Source organism: Acinetobacter towneri (assembly GCF_001758345.1).
GTDB lineage: Bacteria > Pseudomonadota > Gammaproteobacteria > Pseudomonadales > Moraxellaceae > Acinetobacter > Acinetobacter towneri_A.
The window spans coordinates 272,737-291,957 of sequence record NZ_MKQS01000005.1 but is presented as its reverse complement, the minus strand read 5'-3'; the positions used below and the strand labels follow the sequence as shown (position 1 = coordinate 291,957).

Here is a 19,221-nt window from a genome sequence, read left to right as displayed (position 1 = left end):
AGTAAGGGCGAATACCAGATGAATAACAACTACCGCAAACCACTGCAAGGCACTCAGCTCGATTTTTATGATGTGCGACAAGCCGTTGAAGATATCCAGCCAGGCGCTTATGCCAAACTTCCATATACCTCAAAAGTACTTGCAGAGCAGTTAGTGCGCCGTTGTGATCCTGCAATTTTAGAACAATCTTTAAAACAGTTGATTGAACGTAAACAAGAGCATGATTTTCCGTGGTATCCAGCACGTGTGGTATGTCACGACATTTTAGGTCAAACCGCATTGGTAGATTTGGCAGGCTTGCGTGATGCGATTGCCGATCAAGGTGGTGATCCATCTAAAGTGAATCCTGTAGTGCCAACCCAGTTAATTGTCGATCACTCTTTGGCAGTGGAATATGGCGGTTTTGACCCAGATGCTTTCCGTAAAAACCGTGAAGTGGAAGATCGTCGTAATGAAGACCGTTTCCACTTTATTGAATGGACGAAAACTGCGTTTGAAAATGTTGATGTGATTCCTGCAGGCAATGGCATCATGCACCAGATCAATCTGGAAAAAATGTCCCCAGTGATTCAAAACCGTGAAGGCATTGCATTCCCAGATACTTGTGTCGGTACAGACTCACATACACCACATACCGATGCTTTGGGTGTCATTTCTGTGGGTGTAGGCGGTCTTGAAGCTGAAAACGTAATGTTGGGTCGTGCTTCTTGGATGCGTCTGCCAGATATTATTGGTGTTGAGTTGGTTGGTGAGCGTCAGGCAGGTATTACGGCAACAGACATCGTGTTGGCTTTAACCGAGTTTTTGCGTAAAGAGCGTGTCGTCGGTGCTTATTTAGAATTTTTTGGTGAAGGCGCAGATAGCATGTCGGTGGGTGATCGTGCCACGATTTCCAACATGACTCCGGAATATGGTGCAACTGCTGCCATGTTCTATATCGATCAAAACACCATCGACTATTTAACCTTAACAGGTCGCGAAGCAGATCAGGTCAAACTGGTTGAAAGCTATGCCAAAGAAATTGGTCTTTGGGCATCTGAAATGACTCAGGCAGAATATCCACGTGTACTACGTTTTGACCTTTCAACGGTAACTCGTAACATTGCAGGTCCATCGAATCCGCATGCGCGTGTTTCAACATCTGACCTGAAAGAAAAAGGCATTGCGGGTGTGGTAGAAAACCGTACTGATGGCTTGATGCCAGATGGCGCTATCATCATCGCAGCAATTACTTCGTGCACCAATACTTCAAACCCACGTAATACTGTAGCAGCAGGCTTGTTGGCACGTAAGGCTAATGAGCTTGGTCTTGTGCGTAAACCTTGGGTGAAATCATCTTTTGCGCCAGGTTCTAAAGCCGCAGCATTGTATTTGGAAGAAGCAGGCGTACTCAAAGACTTAGAAAAACTTGGTTTTGGTATTGTGGCTTATGCATGTACCACCTGTAACGGTATGTCTGGTGCATTAGACCCAGCGATTCAACAAGAAATTATTGACCGTGACTTATATGCGACCGCGGTACTTTCGGGCAACCGTAACTTCGATGGTCGTATCCATCCGTATGCGAAACAAGCTTTCTTGGCATCTCCACCATTGGTTGTGGCTTATGCGATTGCGGGTACCATCCGTTTTGACATCGAAAAAGATGCATTAGGTACAGATCAAAATGGCAACCCAATTTACTTAAAAGATATTTGGCCATCTGATGCTGAAATTGATGCTTTGGTGAAAGAGTCAGTTAAACCTGAACAATTCCGCCAAGTGTATATCCCAATGTTTGATTTGGGTGAGTCAGAAAAATCTGAAAGTCCGCTATATGACTGGCGTCCACAAAGTACTTATATCCGTCGTCCGCCGTATTGGGAAGGTGCATTGGCGGCTCCACGTACATTAGCCAATATGCGTCCGTTGGCAATTTTGGGCGATAACATCACCACAGACCATTTATCTCCATCGAATGCGATTATTTTAGATTCGGCAGCAGGTGAGTACTTGGCAAAAATGGGCTTGCCAGAAGAAGATTTCAACTCTTATGCAACGCACCGTGGTGATCACCTGACGGCACAACGTGCAACTTTGGCGAATCCAAAATTGTTTAATGAAATGGTGGTACGTTCAGACGGCACAATTAAGCAAGGTTCTAAAGCGCGTGTTGAGCCAGAAGGCGAAGTAATGCGTATGTGGGAAGCGATTGAAACTTATATGAACCGCAAGCAGCCGTTAATTATTATTGCGGGTGCAGATTATGGTCAGGGTTCAAGCCGTGACTGGGCTGCAAAAGGTGTGCGTCTTGCGGGCGTGGAAGCAATTGTCGCTGAAGGTTTTGAGCGTATCCACCGTACCAACTTGGTGGGTATGGGCGTATTGCCTCTTGAGTTTAAAGCAGGTGTAAACCGTAAAACTTTAGGTTTGGATGGTACGGAACTTTATAGCGTGATTGGTAATATTGCGCCACGTTCAACTTTGACTTTAGTGATTGAGCGTTCAACGGATGATGGTAAAAACCAAACGATTGAAGTGCCAGTAACTTGTCGTTTAGATACCGAAGAAGAAGTGTCTGTGTATGAAGCGGGTGGTGTATTGCAACGCTTTGCGCAGGACTTCTTGGAAGGGAATATTTAAAGAAATTTAATACCTACTCTTCTTTATTGGAGGGGAGTAGGTAGATTAAATATATTGAAGTTGTGTAAGAAATAAACTAATTTAATTTGTGTTAATTTTACTCAATTGAGTCGGGACATCTATGCCAAATAGATTAGAACTAACTAAAAATGTACTTTTTTTTAAATGTAATTCACCAAATACTGATCAAGAGATTGATAAAATTTTAGAACTTGCTACAGAAAATAAGGAAAGTAATAAAAATTTCGTGATTGATCAATTCAGAGAAAAAAATAGGACGCATAGAGGAGTTGATTACACTGTATCTATTAAGGTCTTTCCTACAGTTAGACCAGTATATTTCCTTGATGATGATACTTTTGAAGATCGTATATATGCTTATATATTAGTCATAGAAATTAATGATTATTTAGTGATTTTAAGTAAAAGTTGCTCAACATTTTTGGCATATGTTAAAGAAAAATTTAAGCTAATCGATGTGGCAGAACTCAGTAAATTGGTAGGAGATAATGCAGAATTTCAAAAAATAGCTTTACGCAATATGACCGTTTCTGAAAAAGCAGTAAGAAATAGATCCTATGAGGGAAATGATATTAGGTCATCCTTCTCATCCCATTCTGCGGGGCGATCTATTCCTTCACATTTAAAAATCAAGGAAAAAGGTCAAATAAAATCTATTTCATCTACTGGAAGAATTGTTGAATCAGCGCCAAGACAATCCATTGAGGAGATAACTGATTGGGCGTATAGTCAAATCCAACTTATTAATACTTCAAAAGAAAATAATTTTCTTAAAAATTTTGCAAAAAAAGTTTCTCTTGGGGAGGTTCTTTCTAAATGTAAACCAAGTGCATTATTGATTGATGTTTCAGCCATTGAAGACAAAATTGAAGATGGAGCAATCGTATTAAAATATGAGCTATTTAAAAAAGAAAAAATAAATGGAAAAGTTAAAAAAACAAAAAAATATATAAAGCCTTCTATTAGAATCTATAAAAAACTATTTGATCAATTAGGTGAAATATATGAGCTTGATCAAAATTTAAGAGTAGTAAATTTTGAATCAACATCATATGTAAATAAAAATAAGAGGGTAATCCTCCCTAAAAATAATTGAGTTTAAAAGTAGAAAATCGAATAACCTTGATTTAAGGAGATTTTCTATGAAAACATCTAAGTATTCAGACAGCTTGATCATGAGTATCTTGAAGCAAGCTGAAGCAGGAACACCCATACCGAACTTGTGCCGCGAACATGGTATGAGCTCTGCTACATTCTACAAGTGGAAGTCCAAATATGGCGGCATGGATCTTTCAATGATGACGCGGCTTAAAGAACTTGAGGCTGAAAATGCCCGTTTAAAACGCATGTATGCTGATGAGCGGCTAAAGTCAGACATCTTGCAAGATGCACTTTTAAAAAAGTTTTAAGGCCTGTTCAGCGAAAGTCACTTGCTCAGCAAGCTACTGAGCAATTTAAGATTTCAATCAGCATGGCCTGCTTAATTTTTAAAGTCAGTCAAACGTGTTATCGCTATAAAGCTCGTTTAGATGAAGAGAATCAACAGATTGCCGAATGGTTGATTCAATTAACCAATGATCATAAAACATGGGGCTTCAAGCTTTGTTTCCTGTATTTGCGTAATGTTAAAAAATACAAATGGAACCACAAACGTGTCTATCGCATTTATAAGGAGCTTGAGCTTAATTTAAGAATCAAGCCTAATAAGCGGATTAAACGAGAACAGCCTGAAACCCTTGCAGTACCGACAGCTAAGAATGAATCATGGTCAATGGACTTTATGTATGATCAACTCAGTGATGGACGTAGTTATCGAGTTCACAACGTGATTGATGACTATAATCGCGAGTCATTGGATATATTGATTGACTTTTCGTTGCCAGCAGAACGTGTGCTGAGAGGACTTGATCAGCTCATTGAATGGCGAGGTAAACCTAAACGCATTAGAACCGACAATGGCCCAGAGTATATAAGTGAGCTGATGGAAAAGTGGTGTGATCAGCATGGTATTGAGCATGTATTTACTCAACCAGGCAATCCACAGCAAAATGCATATGTTGAGCGATTTAATCGTACAGTACGTTATGAGTGTCTAAATCAATATTTATTTCGAGATCTGAGCGAGGTGCAGGACTATACAACTGACTGGCAGTACTTTTATAATCATGAACGACCTCATATGTCAGTAAATGGTTGTCAAGTGAGCTGATGGAAAAGTGGTGTGATCAGCATGGTATTGAGCATGTATTTACTCAACCAGGCAATCCACAGCAAAATGCATATGTTGAGCGATTTAATCGTACAGTACGTTATGAGTGTCTAAATCAATATTTATTTCGAGATCTGAGCGAGGTGCAGGACTATACAACTGACTGGCAGTACTTTTATAATCATGAACGACCTCATATGTCAGTAAATGGTTGTCCACCTATTTTTAAACAATAACAAGGCTTTAGATTTTCTACCCATTAATTCAATTAAAAATGGGGGTATTACCGTATATAAGTAAGAGCAAGTTAGTAGAATTCAATAGCCAAATTAAATCTACTACTTGTTATTCTTAAAATTTAAGAGAATGGGAGAAATTAAAAAAGCCAAAGTAAATATATGAATACAGTTTTAAAATTTTTTAAAATCAAATACTTGTGTTTTGTATTTCAGTATTCTTGGTGGTTTTTAATACAGCATTGTCCAACGACTTTCAATTTTTAATATGGTTTAGATTATGCACTGCATTCTAATATCCGCTTGTGAAAAACGCGCTTTAAAAAAGACCAGAGCTGTTTTAGATAGCTATGCAATTCGCACTGGGCAAAGTTCATGGCAGGCACCTATGACCATGGAAGGACTTAAAGAAATTCGTAGCGCACTGAAAAAAACGGCAACACGTCAAACTGCCGTAGCAGCTTATGTGAATTATGGTATGCGCAGAATGAAATTGGTTTGGGTCGTAGGCTCTAAGCATCGTTTTACTTTAGAGGGCGCTTATCCAGTTGCTTCGACATCTAAACAACAAAAGCAGCTGCAAGTGCCTGATTGGGTTCGAGCAGCAAGTTTACTTGCAGGTGCTGCAGGTGATGTACATGACATTGGTAAGGCTTCTGAGCATTTTCAAAGCAAATTAATTCCTGCGATGGCGGGACAGATGCTCAAAGATGATGTACGACATGAATGGTTGTCGATGAAACTATTGCAGCAAATGCGTAAAAATAACTGGAATTGGCCAGAAGCATGGAAAAATATTGATCGTAACTTAACAGATTTAACCCTAGGCGAACGCACTAAGATAAGAAAACAATTTTTGCTGAATGAATTAGAAGCTGTGGATTATTTGGTGGTCACACATCATGGTTTATTGGGAGATAACAACTGGTATCCAAATGCGGATTTGCATGTCAGGGAAAAACATCCTCGTGTAGAACAATTCACCTGTGCGGGTGATTTAAATGACAGCATATTTAAAAGTCACCAAAACCGTATGGCCCGCTTAGCGAAAATGACCCAAGCAACGGAAGATCAACAGTTATATTGGAAAGCTTTAGCACTACATAGCCGCGCAGCACTCATTCATGCAGACCATACCGTTTCTGCGGAACAGTTTTCTGAAACAAAACCTGAAAATGTCAGCCTATTTGCCAATACAAAGATAAAAAATAGTCCACAAGGCAAAAAGGAGCGAATGCAAGATCAACCTCTGGATTGGCATTTGCAGCAGGTTGGAGATCGTGCTGCGTATATCGCCACAAAAATGATGACAGATTTGAATCTTGCTGGTTTAAGTGAACAAACGGTTGAGTTTATCTGTCAGCCTTCTACTTTACCCAGATTTCAGTGGCAAAATTTGGTTGCTCATGCCTTACAAAAGCAAATCAATAAAATGCCAGATACCCCTTGCTTATTGCTGAATATTGCAGGAACGGGGAGTGGTAAAACCAGAATGAACCTGCGTGCAGCATGTATATTAAGACCGAATGATCCACGCCTTGCCATTGCACTGAATCTTCGCTCATTAACGTTACAGACTGGTGATGCACTTAAAAGCTCCATGAATCTGTCGGATGATGAAATTGCCGTGATTATTGGTGATCATGTCAGCCAAAAGTTATTTAATGAAAGTCGTGCAAATGCGTCTGTGGCTGATGAAGATGAAAATTTACCAGAACCTGTATTTGATGCTTATGCACAGGATCAAGACTTACCACAGTGGTTGCATCCTCTATTTACTAAAATAGTCAAAGGAAAAAGGGGAGTAGATAAAGTTGCTCAAAATGTTTTAGCCTCGCCTTTATTGGTATCCACGATTGATTATTTAATCGCGGCAGGCGAACCACACCGACAAGGGCATCATGTTAAAGCATTGCTCAGAATTATGAGCAGTGACCTGATTTTAGATGAAATTGATGGTTATGAACCTAAATCATTAATCGCTGTATTGCGTTTAGTCCAATTGGCTGCAATGTATGGTCGTCATGTCATTTGTTCATCTGCAACGCTTTCAGCAACAGTCGCAGATAGCATTTACCGCGCTTTTGAATCAGGAGTCGAGCTTCGCGCAGCCTTATATAAGGAACCACAAAAATTTATTGCAGCGATTGCAGACAATGAATTGAAGCCTAAAATACTGGTACAAAAAAGCCATGAACCATCAGTATTTAATCAGGTTTATCAACAGCATTTAGATGAGTTGCAGCACGTTCTTACGGTTAAAGCAGAACAGCCATATCGTTTGGCACGTTTAGCCAGTATTGAAAATCCTTCTGTTGATCAATGGAAAAGGACGATTTTGGAGCAGACAGAAGCTCTACATCAACAACATCGATGGTCACTTAAAAAACAGGACAAAAAACTTTCATTTGGTTTAATCCGTGTGGCAAATATCAAACATGCTATTGATTTAGCAAAGCATTTATCAGGCCGACTACCACATGCACAGATTGCTTGTTACCATGCTCATGATTGGCTAATTTCACGATTCCACAAAGAAAAACGACTCGACTTTTTGCTCACGCGGCATAAAAATGGCACAAAACGCCCAACGGGAAATGAACATATTTATACGGATGAAGAGATATTAAATATCGTTCAGACCTCTAACGCTATAGATATTCCATTGATTGTGATTGCGACGCCTGTAGAAGAAGTTGGGCGCGATCATGATTTTGACTGGGCGATTATTGATGCTTCAAGTGTGCAGTCGATAGTTCAGACAGCAGGGCGTGTTAATCGACATCGCTTAAATATTGTGCAACATCCCAACATTGTAATTCCACAATTTAACTATAAATACTGTGCAAATAAAGATAGAACTCAGCCAAAAAAGCAGGCGGTATTTAATCGGCCTGGTTATGAAGGTTATGTGGACACCAAAAAACAATATAAATCGCAAGATTTATCGCAACTTTTGCCTTGGTCTAATAATGAACTGGTGGTTGATGCCAGACTTAGATTCAATGCCAATACCTGCGACTTTACAAAATATGATGATGAACAAATTCAAAAGTTTAATCAGGACTTTTTTGCTTCAGAAGGTGAACAACTCTTTTCTAATATTCAGGTGAATGCAGCTTTGCTAACGGAACAGTTATATAAAGATACATGTCTAAGAGATATGCAAAATCAGGAAGTATATAGCTTTGATGTTGAGGATGATGAATTATCTATTTATCAGCATTTTCCAGATTCCGTAGAACTGAATATTCAGACTGGAAAATATGAGCAAGCTGTTAAAAGTGTCACCTTTAATATTGAACCAGCTCCTGATAATGCTTGGTTGAGTTTATCACCTGCGCAACTCAAGGAGCTAACATTAGAGTATGGGCTTGCAGTGCAAGAGGGATGTAAGTTGTCTTTGTCTGTTTATAATGACCAAAGCCCGCAGTGGATATACCATCTTGGGTTCGGGGTTTATCACTGATCTGTTATTGATTAAATTTTATATGTATTTCCAGATTGCTTTTGATTAAATCGGATGGTTTATATTCAATTCAATAAATGAATATTATGCTCAATCCTATTTTGGATCATTTGGAGAGTTTCAGATCTAATTTGTTCAGGTAATAGATCATGAGCAATCTTCGTAAATCGGCTGGCAACTTCGCAAATTGAGTTAATCATTTCATCAACCTCTTGAATAGAAAGCTCTGCTTCCTGAATGCCCAGTTTGACAATGGCAGACCGAGTAATATCCAGTGCTTCACCCATAATATCCATTTGATGATATCCACCTGGGCCTTCACAGAAAGTAACGTCGTAGGCTGGGGCGAGTTTCCATTGTCCATTTTGAGACATTAAAAACGAAAAGTTTTTGCAATGATCATCTCGATTATTGAACACCACATTGAAAACAGCGCGCTTGAATGCAATCGCTTTTTCGCGAATATCATTGGTACAAAAGTGTGTAGCACGAAGAAAGTTGCTGTAGTCTAAACTCCCAGGTGATTTAAAATCAGCCCCTGTAAAGGCAGCTAAACTTTGCATAGGGATGCGCATGCCATCGCAGCGGTCAAATCTTTTTGAGGCAAATGCAGTTAGGCCATTCGGAAGAGTGAAGTATTGGGTGTCTGGGGTGTCAATATGACAATGACGCAAACATTCTGCATAAACAGTTTCAATTGCACAAACTTCAGGATGCTCTTGCTGAGCGGGAAATTTGATCAGCCAAGCTTCATGTTGATGTGAGTGAACTGTTGAGAATTCATTAGTGACAGGATCACGATAAACAAGTGCTTTTGGCCTTGCACCTTGTGGAGACCCGCCCATAATTAATAAATGCTGTAAAAATTCGGCACCTTCTCCTTTGAGAACTTCCTGAACTTCTTGAGCGAGTCTTAGCAATGGAATATTTTCAGCTAATGTTAACTCGGATGCTGAAGGTTCAAAGGATAATGCCCCCATTGTATGTGTACTAATATACGTGAGGCGTTCTAAAGGCCCAACTCGTGCTGGATTAAGTCCATTTTTTTTAAATAAGCGATCCATCAGGAGCATGCCCCAGCCATCGGGTAAGGCATCGTATATAGGGCCTGGTAATCCCATTTGATGTGCAGGAAAGTTCTTTCTTAATGGGTCACCTTTTAGCGGAAGTAGGTAAGATGAAAGCTCTAAACCTTTACTAATTGCTTCTGCGCTGTATTCAAAAGCAATCAATGGTCGACCTGTGATTGCAGTTGAGGAAACTAGTGTGCCCCAAAGCCAATATTCGCCCCATCCATTGTAGTAAACATCAAGTTTTTTGAGCATGGATTCATTTCCTTTTGATACGTTGGCGAGCCGTATTACTCTCATAGCGGAGCATGTCATCTACACTATTTAAATGTGGTTTGAAAAGTTCCTCTAATTCTTTTAATCGGCCGAGCACCATGGCAACACGTACTAAATTTTCAAATGAAACATTTCGACCAGCTTCTAGATTAGATACAGTATTCACACCAATACCCGCACGCGCAGCAACATCTGCCTGAGTCATTTCCAGATAAAGACGTTCTTTACGAAGCCTCTCACATAATAAAGCAACAACTTCTTCAGGTTTTTTGAATATTAAATCCATAATATTGTGTTTTACATTGTGATATCACCATTAAAACACAAAAAAATGGATTTATGAAATTATGCCAGTTGGTCGATAATGAGATGCTTGATTGGCTGATGAGATTCTATTGGATTAAAGAAATCTAATGATTTTAATGCATTTATTTTTTGCAACTACCTACGAATATGTCGTATTTGGGGCCCGAAACTGTGAAATAAAAGATAATAAAGAAAGTATGATTGGGGATAACATAATATAAAATCAATAAAAAAGCCCCCATCTTTCGATGAGGGTTTTTTGAATTTGGAGCGGGAAACGAGACTCGAACTCGCGACCCCAACCTTGGCAAGGTCACCGAGATTTATACCATTAAATGATGTTAATTTTAAGTATATGATTTAATTGAATGTGATTAGTTTTTAGTGGGGCAAAATTTTTAGCAATTTAGATCATTTAAGGGTATTTTGGTCACTTTATATTGGAAATTTTTGTCTATAAAAGTCACCTATGTTTTAATACTGATTTTCATGAAAAACAACAACAGTATATGATTTAATATAATGATTATTAATCCTCATGAAAATGTTTTATATTCAATTCAATAAATGAATATTATGCTCAATCCTATTTTGGATCATTTGGAGAGTCTCTGCTTGAATTTGTCTAGGTAATAGATCATGAGCGATATTCCTGAATCGGATTACAACCTTACAAATCGAACTAATAATTTCATAGGGCTTTGTTGCACAAATAGCTAACACTATGGTTTTATTATATTTATTTTTATTAAAATTTTAGGAAAACCCTTAAAAATCAGCATCTTGCAAAATATTTATGCAACAAAGCCTTGCATAAATATATAAGCCATTGATTTTATTAAATTAAAATCCTGACTGAAAAACAATCAAATCCTATAAAATCATATAGTTAGGAAATCTTTGTGCAACAAAGCCCCTAGAGTTTATACTATTTGATTATCGTTGCTCAGAGTTCAAATTTTTATTACAAGCAGCTTAAAGATGAGAAACTATCATGAGATACATCAGTAACTTGAATACCCCAAGTACTTTTGCATCTTTACTTTTGAAGCAGAATTTAATTCGCCTTTCATTTTCATTCAAGCTGAAGTTTTCTGCCCGTAATGTTAAATCCTGTAATGTCTTTTTGAGCTCTGTCTTGCTCTGTTGAGAGAGTTCTAAATGAAGATATTTTTTCGGAAATAAACTATGAATAAAAGAAAGAAGTTTCTTCAGTTGCCGTTTTTCATTCAGTTCAAAAATTAACTGGGCTGAATTGGGCTGAACTTTTTCAAGATAAATTGAGTAGATCGTATGAAGCTGTTTTTTGTATTTACTTTGTACATTTGCATAACGCTCCTGAACATGTTGAATGACTTTTTTTTCCTCCTGATTGGTTGGCAACATGGTGACCAATGCATTCGGAGTTTTCCTTAAAAAATCTGTGGTAAATAACCTCGATGATTTTTTTTGGTTTACACAGGAGGTTTTCAAATGTAGGGCTCTGGCACGTAATTTTTGCGCGATTTGCAAAGGAATGGCTTCAGGTAACAGAAGATCTTGCTCTTTTTCTACTGCAAGAATGTGATGCAATAATTCAAAAGTCATCTCTGAGTCATGAGCTCCTAGCATCAGTGAATCAGGCGATTTCTGTTGTTCTGGTTTATATTGATGATCATGTTGCCTGTAACGGTCTTTAGTGAGTTGATCAAATAAAAACTGTTTGATCGCCCGTTGCTGAACAGGATATTTAATAGCATCATCATGTTTCAGAATATTAAAATAGGCTTCTTTAGGAAGTGGGCTGTGCATTTGATTCAGCTGGTAGCTAATTGCCAGATGCATTAAATGCAGATAGCTTGAACAGGTCGTGTCAGGGGTTAGGTGCCCGGCAAAATGAGAAAGTGCATACCAGGTTTGCTGAGTATTTCTGTTTCGCAACAATGCATAACGGATACGTAATTGCTCATGTGGGCTATAGTCAGTAAATGCATCTGAAAGTGTTGAGTTTTTTAAAATCAGGTAAAGATGATTAAATGCAGAATGGCGCAGACTATGGTAAGTAAAATTGTGTTCTCCAAAAACTGGCTGGATCAATTGTTTCAATAGGGAATTCACTTCATTTTCATGAGTTTCTTCTAAGGACTGTTTTAAAAACAGCGGTTGTGCAACTGATTTTCCTTGTTCTTTTAGCAGACGTTTTCTATTCAGACTATATGTTTTAAATGCATGTAATTCGTCGGCTTTAAGTAGATGATGCAGGGGAATCTTGCGGTAAGCTGAGTAGCTTTTTTGATTTTTATTGCGATTGTTGCGAATAGTGATTATCACAGCATCTTCACTAATAAATAGATCACGTACGAAGATATTCAATGTTTCATTGATCCGTAGTCCGACTCTGAACCCCAAAATAAAAATCAGTTTAAATATATTTTTATCCTGAATCGAAATATTTTGAGTATTTTCGAGCTGCTCTAGCATGTGGTGAAAAATATGGGGCGAGATCAATGCGGTTCTGCAGATTTTTACCTGGATTAAATTATCCAGATCAACAGTGGGTGCGTTAAAAAATAAGGTCTGTTTGTGATGAAACTCCTGTAGACGTTTTTGTAGAGTTGCTCTAGTTGTTTCTTTCTTTAATAGAAGCATTTCTCCATACAGATCTTCAAAATCAGCATCTGAAAATGATGAAATATCTTTGTCTTGCGTTGCCTGCAGCCAATGGACTGCAAACTGTGAAAACATGGTCTTCAGAGAACTTTGCTTGAGCGGCTGAAAATCTGCACGTATAAGCTTGCGCTTAAATCGTTGCTGCTGCTGAATAATATGATTTAGAAGGTCCAGTTGAGGTTCCGTTAATTTTGAGCGTAGTATGCTCCACAGCAGCAAACGTTCCAAGGCTGGAGATTGTTCTTTAGCATATAATTCTATGAGTTGATCGCTATAGTTTTTTGCACGAATAGCTTGACGTATTTCTACTAAAATATCGGCAACATCTAATGCAATAGTGACTTTAGACTGGTCTTGAGGGTTTTCATAAACTTCCTGAATCGTATGGGTAGGCGTGGGTTCAGGCTGACTAAAATAAGCTGCTAATTGTTTTTCGAGAGGACTGGAACTATAAATTTCATTTTTTAAGATACAAATGGACATTTGATCCAGCCCGCTGTTTTTCAGGAACTGTGTATAGTAAAAACCGTATTTTAACAGGTCTTTACAACGCACCTTTTCCTCAGGGAAGCATTCAATAATACAAGCGTTAATCAGATGTTCTGCATCTTCAATATCCGAAAATAAATCAAATTTTTGATGTTTTAGTCTGTAGATCCAGCATTTCACAATGTCGTGTAGCACAAACGTTTTGGTATAGCTGACTGAAAAATCAGGGTCATATATACGCTGATTACCGAAATTCCGGTTCGGGATATCAAGTGAAACAATATGATTCAGGTTTAAAAAACTTTGAAATTTCTTTGTTTTTAAAATGATTTTTAAAAACTTTTGTAGTTCGTTCTCATTATAAATGCCATTAAATAATATTGAACTGATCAAACAGAAGCCAAGTGATTGAGTTAGACTGAAGTCATTATGTTTTGTCCAGTAAGCAATCATATTTTGGGCAAATTGAGTAACTTTTTTACCATGTTTTAAGGTTTCAATATTTTGCTCGGGAGGAGTTCTTTCGTGCTTAATGGGAGCGGCGGGCACCGGATAGTTTTGATTCGATGAACGATTAAAGCGCTTAATATATTTAGCAAATTCTATACGTGCTATCTGGTAGCTTCGGATATTTGACTTATAGTGCTCTAAAAGTCGATCGTCAACTTGTCGAAAAATTTCTGGATAGTTTTCGGGTGTCAGTTTTGTGAATTTTTCGCTAAATAATTGCAAAAGAAACACTTTTCTCTCTCTATGCTTTTTTAATCGTTTTAGCGAGTGTGGATGTCTGCTCATTTAATCATGAACCCGTTGAATGTCGACATACTTTTAAGCTCTAATATTTCAATTAGCTTATCTTGTGCTGTTCTGATTTGATCGTAATCAGTCGCCTGAAAAGCTGAATAGCGGTCAAACAGTCCTTGCATTGCTTCGTCATGACCAAAGATGCCCTTAACTATATCTTCATTGCAGTATTGGGCAAAAAAATAACGAGCAAAGTGGCGGGTCCAATTGCGCTGAAGGGCTATTTCTGTACAGAATTTTTGAATATCAGAAAGTTCTAAATTTCGGATATCTCCTTGTGGATCGTAAAATAATAGAAAGGGGCGTTCACCCTCGAAGACCTCATGGATTGCTTGTACTTGTTCATTGGACAGATAGGCCTTTGTGAGGTGGAGAAAGTATTTTAAATATTTTAGGTAATGCTGTATTTCATCACGAAGATAATCGTTAAATGGTAGATATCGTCCAATGGTGCCCGAATAACGCTGCTCTTTATCTGCAACAGCCATCAATTGATTGTCGAGGTCAAGATAATCTAGATTGGGTGGGAAAGACTCACTTGGTCGTGCTGACGTTATCAGCATGCAAATATGCCACAGCCAGATTGAATAATGATTTAACGTCTGAAATGGATTCGGATGTTCCCGCACTCGTTGGTCAAGCTGGTGAAAAAATGATTTAACAAATGGTAGATTAGGTGTCTGCTGACTACCAAAAGAATGCGGGTTACTGAATTCTTCAAGATATTCAGTTTCCAGCTGAGGAACAGTCAAAGTTAGAATTTGAGTATAAATATTAATAATATCCACGATTTGTGTTGAAGAGTAATGGCATGGAATATAGTGCTGAACACTTTCTCCATTAAGCAATTTGCTTTCCAGTTCATACTCAAGTTCATTCAATGCAATATCACTGAGTAAGCGCGGAAGATTTTGTGTTGTTAACTGGAAGGTCAGCCCTTTATTAATTTTTTGTAAATACTCCTGTATCTTGGAATCAATCTCAACACCATCCATTTTTTTCAACTGACTTAGATTTTCCAGATAATATTGAGGCAGAGGAATCGTAAAAGAATTCACGGTATTCAACCGATGTTTTCTTAAAACAAAATCCTTGAATTTAGAGACTTCAAAGCTTTGCTTAAAGAAACATTTTTGGGGTTGCAGTGATACTTCTTTGTTTTTTGTACTGACTCGTAAATTTTTTTGAAATACCGGCAGATCTTTATAATGAGTAAGACTGAGGACTGAAAATAAAAGCAGGGTATGAATTGGAGAGTTTTCTGCCTGTTCTAATAAAATTTGCATAATGTACTGTGCGGTAGGCAAATCGAAGACCCGAGGATTCGGCTTGCTCATTAGCTCATTCTTGTTTTGATGCAGAATTTTACTTTTCAGATTTACGATTTGGGCAGTGACAGAATGTTGCTCTAATCCAGTAAATTCAAAGTTATGATCTTCAACTTTTTCTACAGTTTTATCCTCAAGGGGCTGTTTTGCCACACCTCGCTCAAAATGAGTTTGATATGTTTTTTCTCCATCAAGTGAAATTCTTAATGTCTTTTTAACGTCAGTTTGAGACGGTTTTGGGATGTTTGGATTACTTTGACGATTTCTTTTTTGACGTTCTGATTGAGTATGGGTATACGTATAAATAACGCGGATTTCTGCCAGTTGGCCCATTTCCCTTTTCTCTAAACTCTCTTTAGATTCGTCAAATAATTCCCCATTTTCAGTCTCAGTATTTTTTAGAAATTTAACTAGCTCTTCTAATTCAATTGGAAGAGACGGTAAAAAATTGTAAAGCCAATAGTATTCTTTCTTTGTACTTGCTAAACGAAAACGCCTACATAGATTAGCTACAGTTGCTGTATGTTCTTTACTATTCAGTAACTCGATACATTGAGTATTGAAAATAGCCCATTTCAGTGCAGTTGATTGATATGCTGATGGGGTGTTAATAACTGCAACAAGATAATGAACCAGAGGGTAGTCACTGATTGATTTGTCTGCAAGTTTTTGATTTATAATATTGTTGATTTCAACGATTTCAGTAGGTTTAATGAAGTCATTGAGTTTGATAGAATCCTGATAATTTTCCAGCTTTGCTTTCGCCAGTGCTTGATAGAAGTATCGAAACGGCTCAAGCTTTAATTCTTGAGTATCTTCTAAGTAACTATATCCGTTCATGATGATATTCCAGCCAGAATTTTTTCTAATGAAAGTGGACCAGCATAATTTGAAATAGAACTTACTGGACTTTTGGATTTAGACAGTCCTGATAATTCTCGTAGATAATTGATAGTTAAAACTTTCTGACCGAAAACTTCCTGAAGATGTGCAGCTAAGTATTCTTCATTTAGCCAATTTGCAATGATGTCTAAGCCATGAATGGAGTGGTGTAATCCGGAACACAGTAAGGCCTTTACTTCGCTTAAAGCCTGGATGGTGAATTCGTAGGAATTATTTTTTTCATAAGCTCTGAACTTAAATTCATTTTTATTCTTGTTGTAAGAATAGGCATAGATCCAGCTGAAATGACTACTAAAAAAATAGTGATCAGGTTTGTCTGTTGTCAGAACAGGAATGTCGACTTTTTGTTGAAAAGTAAAATCCAAATGATAGTTTTGCTGTTTCTCATTAAGCTGAAAAAATAGAGCAATCCAGATTTGGTAGGCATGCATACATTTTGGATAACACATTAATTGTAAGTTTTTTGAAGATACACGATGACTTTCAATAGCTTTTTTTTTATAGACATATGCTGATGTCTCCCCATATTTATGCCAAGTGGCTGAAAAATAAGCTATAATATTCACGTATTTTTTATAGGAGAGTCAAGGGTTGTGCGCCCTATATTGTGTTATTAAATTGTAAATTTCACTATATATAGTGTTTTTAATCTTTTTAGGGCTTTGTTGCACAAACCTATCTGTAAAGGCTTTTTCAGCGATATAATTTTCAAATGAAGAAGCCTACACACAAAATCTACCGCACAACCAATTGGCCCGCATACAACCGAGCACTCATGAGTCGCGGAAATATTGCCATTTGGTTTGATCCTGCTACGCAATGGTATGCGCCATCAAAAGGCAAACAAGGGCGAAATCAAACCTACTCCGACGCAGCCATCCAATGCTGCTTAATGATTAAATCCTTATTCCGTCTGTCTTTACGTATGGTCACTGGCTTTGTGCAAAGTCTGATTAAACTTTGCGGATGAGCAGCCCCGAATATCAGTGATATTCTTACACCACGCTTTGTAGAAGACAAAAGCATATTGATATTGTAATCAGCTACCAAAAAAGTAGCGATGGGCTGCATCTACTCATGGACTCTACAGGCATGAACTTTCTAGGTGAGGGCGAATGGAAACGAAAGAAACATGGACCTGAATATCGTCGCCAATGGCGTAAACTACATATTGGTATAGATGCTAAAACCCTACAAATACGCGCTATTCAGCTCACAACCAATAATGTCAGTGATTCACAGGTGCTTGGTGATTTACTTAATCAGATTCCACAAGATGAGCGGATTGATTCTGTTTATACCGATGGAGCTTATGACACCAAGCAATGCCGTCAGGTCATTGCAGATCGGCAAGCGCATGCGGTGATTCCATCTAGAAAAAATGCGAAACTATGGAAAGATACAAAGAGTAGCTCGCTAGAGCGAAACGAATGACTTCGAACAGTTACACGTTTAGGCAGGACACTCTGGAAAAAATGGTCAGGCTATCATCGGCGAAGTTTGGTTGAAACTAAGATGCATTGCATCAAATTATTAGGAGATAAGCTCAGTGCAAGGAGTTTTGATAGCCAAGTGAATGAGATCCATGCACGTGTAGTCGTCCTTAACAGATTTACGGAATTAGGTCGACCACTTACCCAAGTTACGCCTTAAATTTGGCTCAATTAGGGGCGCTTTGCATTTAAAATCTTTGTGCAACAAAGCCGCTTCTACTCCAAAAATCTGACAGTCATGCCTTTGCGAACAATTTTAGACAAATTATTTGCGTCCCAATTGGTCAATCGAATACACCCATGCGAAGCTGTTTTAGAAATTAAAGCAGGGTTTGGCGTACCATGAATTCCAAAAGAAGGTCGAGATAAACCAATCCAAATATTTCCAACTGGATTATTCGGTCCGGGCGGTAAACTAAGAGGTTTAAGATTTTTGCCTTGAATAAAATTCTTAGGGTTATAGCTGTAGTGTGGATTTGGCACAATGCTCCCAATCACATGAGTGCCAGATGGTGAGGGATTATCTTCACTACCAATGGTTGCAGGAAAAGAAGCAATCATCTTATTTTGTTGATCAAGCAAATATAATTGTTTTGAGCCTTTGTGCGCGATAATCATTTTTATATTTTTTGGCAACGTGTTTTTCACATTTGCCACAATAATCTTTTCACCGACTTTATTAAAACTTGCGCCTGAATTTATTTTTTGTAAAAACAATTCATCCATGTGAAATTTTTCACCGAGCATTTCAGTCACGCGAGTGTAATACAAACCTCGCATCTTTGATTGTTCAGCATAATCTACAGGAATAGATTGAGCATAAGGCCCCTTCAAGTCTTGTGCGGTAATGGTGTACTCAATAAACGTCGGATGAGTCGTATCTTCATTTAAAAGCCGCCAAGTATTTGCATCTAACACTCCGTCACCACTTAAACCCTTCATGATCTGAAAAGCCGAAATGGCTTTAACGGTATTTAATCCCAATGTGCCATCAATTGCCCCTGGAGATGAATAATGACGACTTAACAGCACTTGTAATTTTGCGTAAACAGGAAGATAGCCTTTTTCAAGATTGTCTGACCATTCAGCTTTATTTAGATTATCTAAAGACCATGTGCTGGGTTGATTTAACAATGCCAAATTGTTCTGATCATTAGTTGAAATACTAAGTAGACTGTGCGGTTCTAGTGCGTTTGCATAAGTTGAAAAAATACAGATATTACTCAAGCAAATAATTAAGAAACGACTCAACATAGTAGCTAATCCCAAGGTAAAACGATTTATCAAAATGACAAAACCAATAGTTTAAATAAAGTTAAATAAATGCGCCTTTGTAATAATTTTAG

At 38.0% G+C, this 19,221-nt stretch carries 10 protein-coding genes and 3 pseudogenes; 6 read left to right on the top strand and 7 right to left on the bottom strand.

Annotation, left to right across the window (positions count from 1 at the left end; genetic code table 11):
• The first annotated feature begins 18 nt into the window (after positions 1 to 18).
• The 5 genes and pseudogenes from acnD to cas3f all read left to right on the top strand — a co-directional run bounded on the left by acnD (position 19) and on the right by cas3f (position 8,557).
• The gene (gene acnD / locus BJN41_RS04570; RefSeq protein WP_070153721.1) at positions 19 to 2,622 is read left to right on the top strand and encodes a Fe/S-dependent 2-methylisocitrate dehydratase AcnD; all 2,604 of its coding nucleotides are present in this window, start codon (positions 19 to 21) and stop codon (positions 2,620 to 2,622) included.
• Between the two features lie 121 nt (positions 2,623 to 2,743).
• Complete coding sequence (locus BJN41_RS04565; protein WP_070153718.1) at positions 2,744 to 3,739, top strand: hypothetical protein; 996 nt, start codon at positions 2,744 to 2,746, stop codon at positions 3,737 to 3,739.
• Positions 3,740 to 3,785: 46 nt separating this feature from the next.
• Positions 3,786 to 4,852 (top strand): IS3-like element ISAba20 family transposase gene (locus BJN41_RS04555; protein ID WP_141730364.1). Its coding sequence is split into 2 segments (ribosomal slippage): positions 3,786 to 4,038 and positions 4,038 to 4,852, totalling 1,068 coding nucleotides; the frame shifts between segments, so codons are not numbered across the junction.
• Positions 4,843 to 5,088: pseudogene (locus BJN41_RS04550) on the top strand (integrase core domain-containing protein); the annotation flags it as partial. The gene BJN41_RS04555 and the pseudogene BJN41_RS04550, both read left to right, overlap by 10 nt.
• A gap of 280 nt (positions 5,089 to 5,368) precedes the next feature.
• The gene (gene cas3f, locus BJN41_RS04545; RefSeq protein WP_070153712.1) at positions 5,369 to 8,557 is read left to right on the top strand and encodes a type I-F CRISPR-associated helicase Cas3f; all 3,189 of its coding nucleotides are present in this window, start codon (positions 5,369 to 5,371) and stop codon (positions 8,555 to 8,557) included.
• Positions 8,558 to 8,622: 65 nt separating this feature from the next.
• Here the strand turns inward: cas3f and BJN41_RS04540 are convergent, their stop codons facing one another.
• The 6 genes and pseudogenes from BJN41_RS04540 to BJN41_RS04520 form a co-directional block, all read right to left on the bottom strand.
• The gene (locus tag BJN41_RS04540) at positions 8,623 to 9,882 is read right to left on the bottom strand and encodes a type II toxin-antitoxin system HipA family toxin (protein WP_070153709.1); all 1,260 of its coding nucleotides are present in this window, start codon (positions 9,880 to 9,882) and stop codon (positions 8,623 to 8,625) included.
• Positions 9,883 to 9,886: 4 nt separating this feature from the next.
• On the bottom strand, positions 9,887 to 10,189 hold the full coding sequence (locus BJN41_RS04535) for a helix-turn-helix transcriptional regulator (RefSeq protein WP_070153706.1): 303 nt from the start codon (positions 10,187 to 10,189) through the stop codon (positions 9,887 to 9,889).
• Positions 10,190 to 10,764: 575 nt separating this feature from the next.
• A pseudogene (locus BJN41_RS14645) lies at positions 10,765 to 10,902 on the bottom strand (type II toxin-antitoxin system HipA family toxin); the annotation flags it as partial.
• Between the two features lie 282 nt (positions 10,903 to 11,184).
• Positions 11,185 to 14,142, bottom strand: a complete 2,958-nt coding sequence (locus BJN41_RS04530) for a tyrosine-type recombinase/integrase (protein ID WP_070153703.1) — start codon at positions 14,140 to 14,142, stop codon at positions 11,185 to 11,187.
• Positions 14,139 to 16,319 (bottom strand): hypothetical protein, encoded by a 2,181-nt coding sequence (locus BJN41_RS04525; RefSeq protein ID WP_070153700.1) that lies wholly within the window; start codon positions 16,317 to 16,319, stop codon positions 14,139 to 14,141. Before BJN41_RS04525 ends, BJN41_RS04530 begins: the two co-directional genes overlap by 4 nt.
• Positions 16,316 to 16,948, bottom strand: a complete 633-nt coding sequence (locus tag BJN41_RS04520) for a hypothetical protein (RefSeq protein ID WP_227515211.1) — start codon at positions 16,946 to 16,948, stop codon at positions 16,316 to 16,318. The genes BJN41_RS04525 and BJN41_RS04520 overlap by 4 nt, the downstream gene beginning before the upstream one ends.
• A gap of 146 nt (positions 16,949 to 17,094) precedes the next feature.
• Between BJN41_RS04520 and BJN41_RS04515 the strand changes: the two are divergent.
• A pseudogene (locus BJN41_RS04515) lies at positions 17,095 to 18,035 on the top strand (IS5 family transposase).
• A 56-nt stretch (positions 18,036 to 18,091) separates the two neighbouring features.
• On the opposite strand, the gene BJN41_RS04510 reads toward BJN41_RS04515, so the two are convergent.
• Positions 18,092 to 19,129 carry a L,D-transpeptidase family protein gene (locus BJN41_RS04510; protein WP_070153698.1) on the bottom strand — a complete coding sequence of 346 codons (1,038 nt, stop codon included), beginning with the start codon at positions 19,127 to 19,129 and terminating at the stop codon, positions 18,092 to 18,094.
• Between the last annotated feature and the right edge of the window lie 92 nt (positions 19,130 to 19,221).

Coding starts and splice junctions, on each gene's coding strand:
- acnD (WP_070153721.1), top strand. CDS start 19: ATGAATAACAACTACCGCAAACCACTGCAAGGCACTCAGCTCGATTTT.
- BJN41_RS04565 (WP_070153718.1), top strand. CDS start 2,744: ATGCCAAATAGATTAGAACTAACTAAAAATGTACTTTTTTTTAAATGT.
- cas3f (WP_070153712.1), top strand. CDS start 5,369: ATGCACTGCATTCTAATATCCGCTTGTGAAAAACGCGCTTTAAAAAAG.
- BJN41_RS04540 (WP_070153709.1), bottom strand. CDS start 9,882: ATGCTCAAAAAACTTGATGTTTACTACAATGGATGGGGCGAATATTGG.
- BJN41_RS04535 (WP_070153706.1), bottom strand. CDS start 10,189: ATGGATTTAATATTCAAAAAACCTGAAGAAGTTGTTGCTTTATTATGT.
- BJN41_RS04530 (WP_070153703.1), bottom strand. CDS start 14,142: ATGAGCAGACATCCACACTCGCTAAAACGATTAAAAAAGCATAGAGAG.
- BJN41_RS04525 (WP_070153700.1), bottom strand. CDS start 16,319: ATGAACGGATATAGTTACTTAGAAGATACTCAAGAATTAAAGCTTGAG.
- BJN41_RS04510 (WP_070153698.1), bottom strand. CDS start 19,129: ATGTTGAGTCGTTTCTTAATTATTTGCTTGAGTAATATCTGTATTTTT.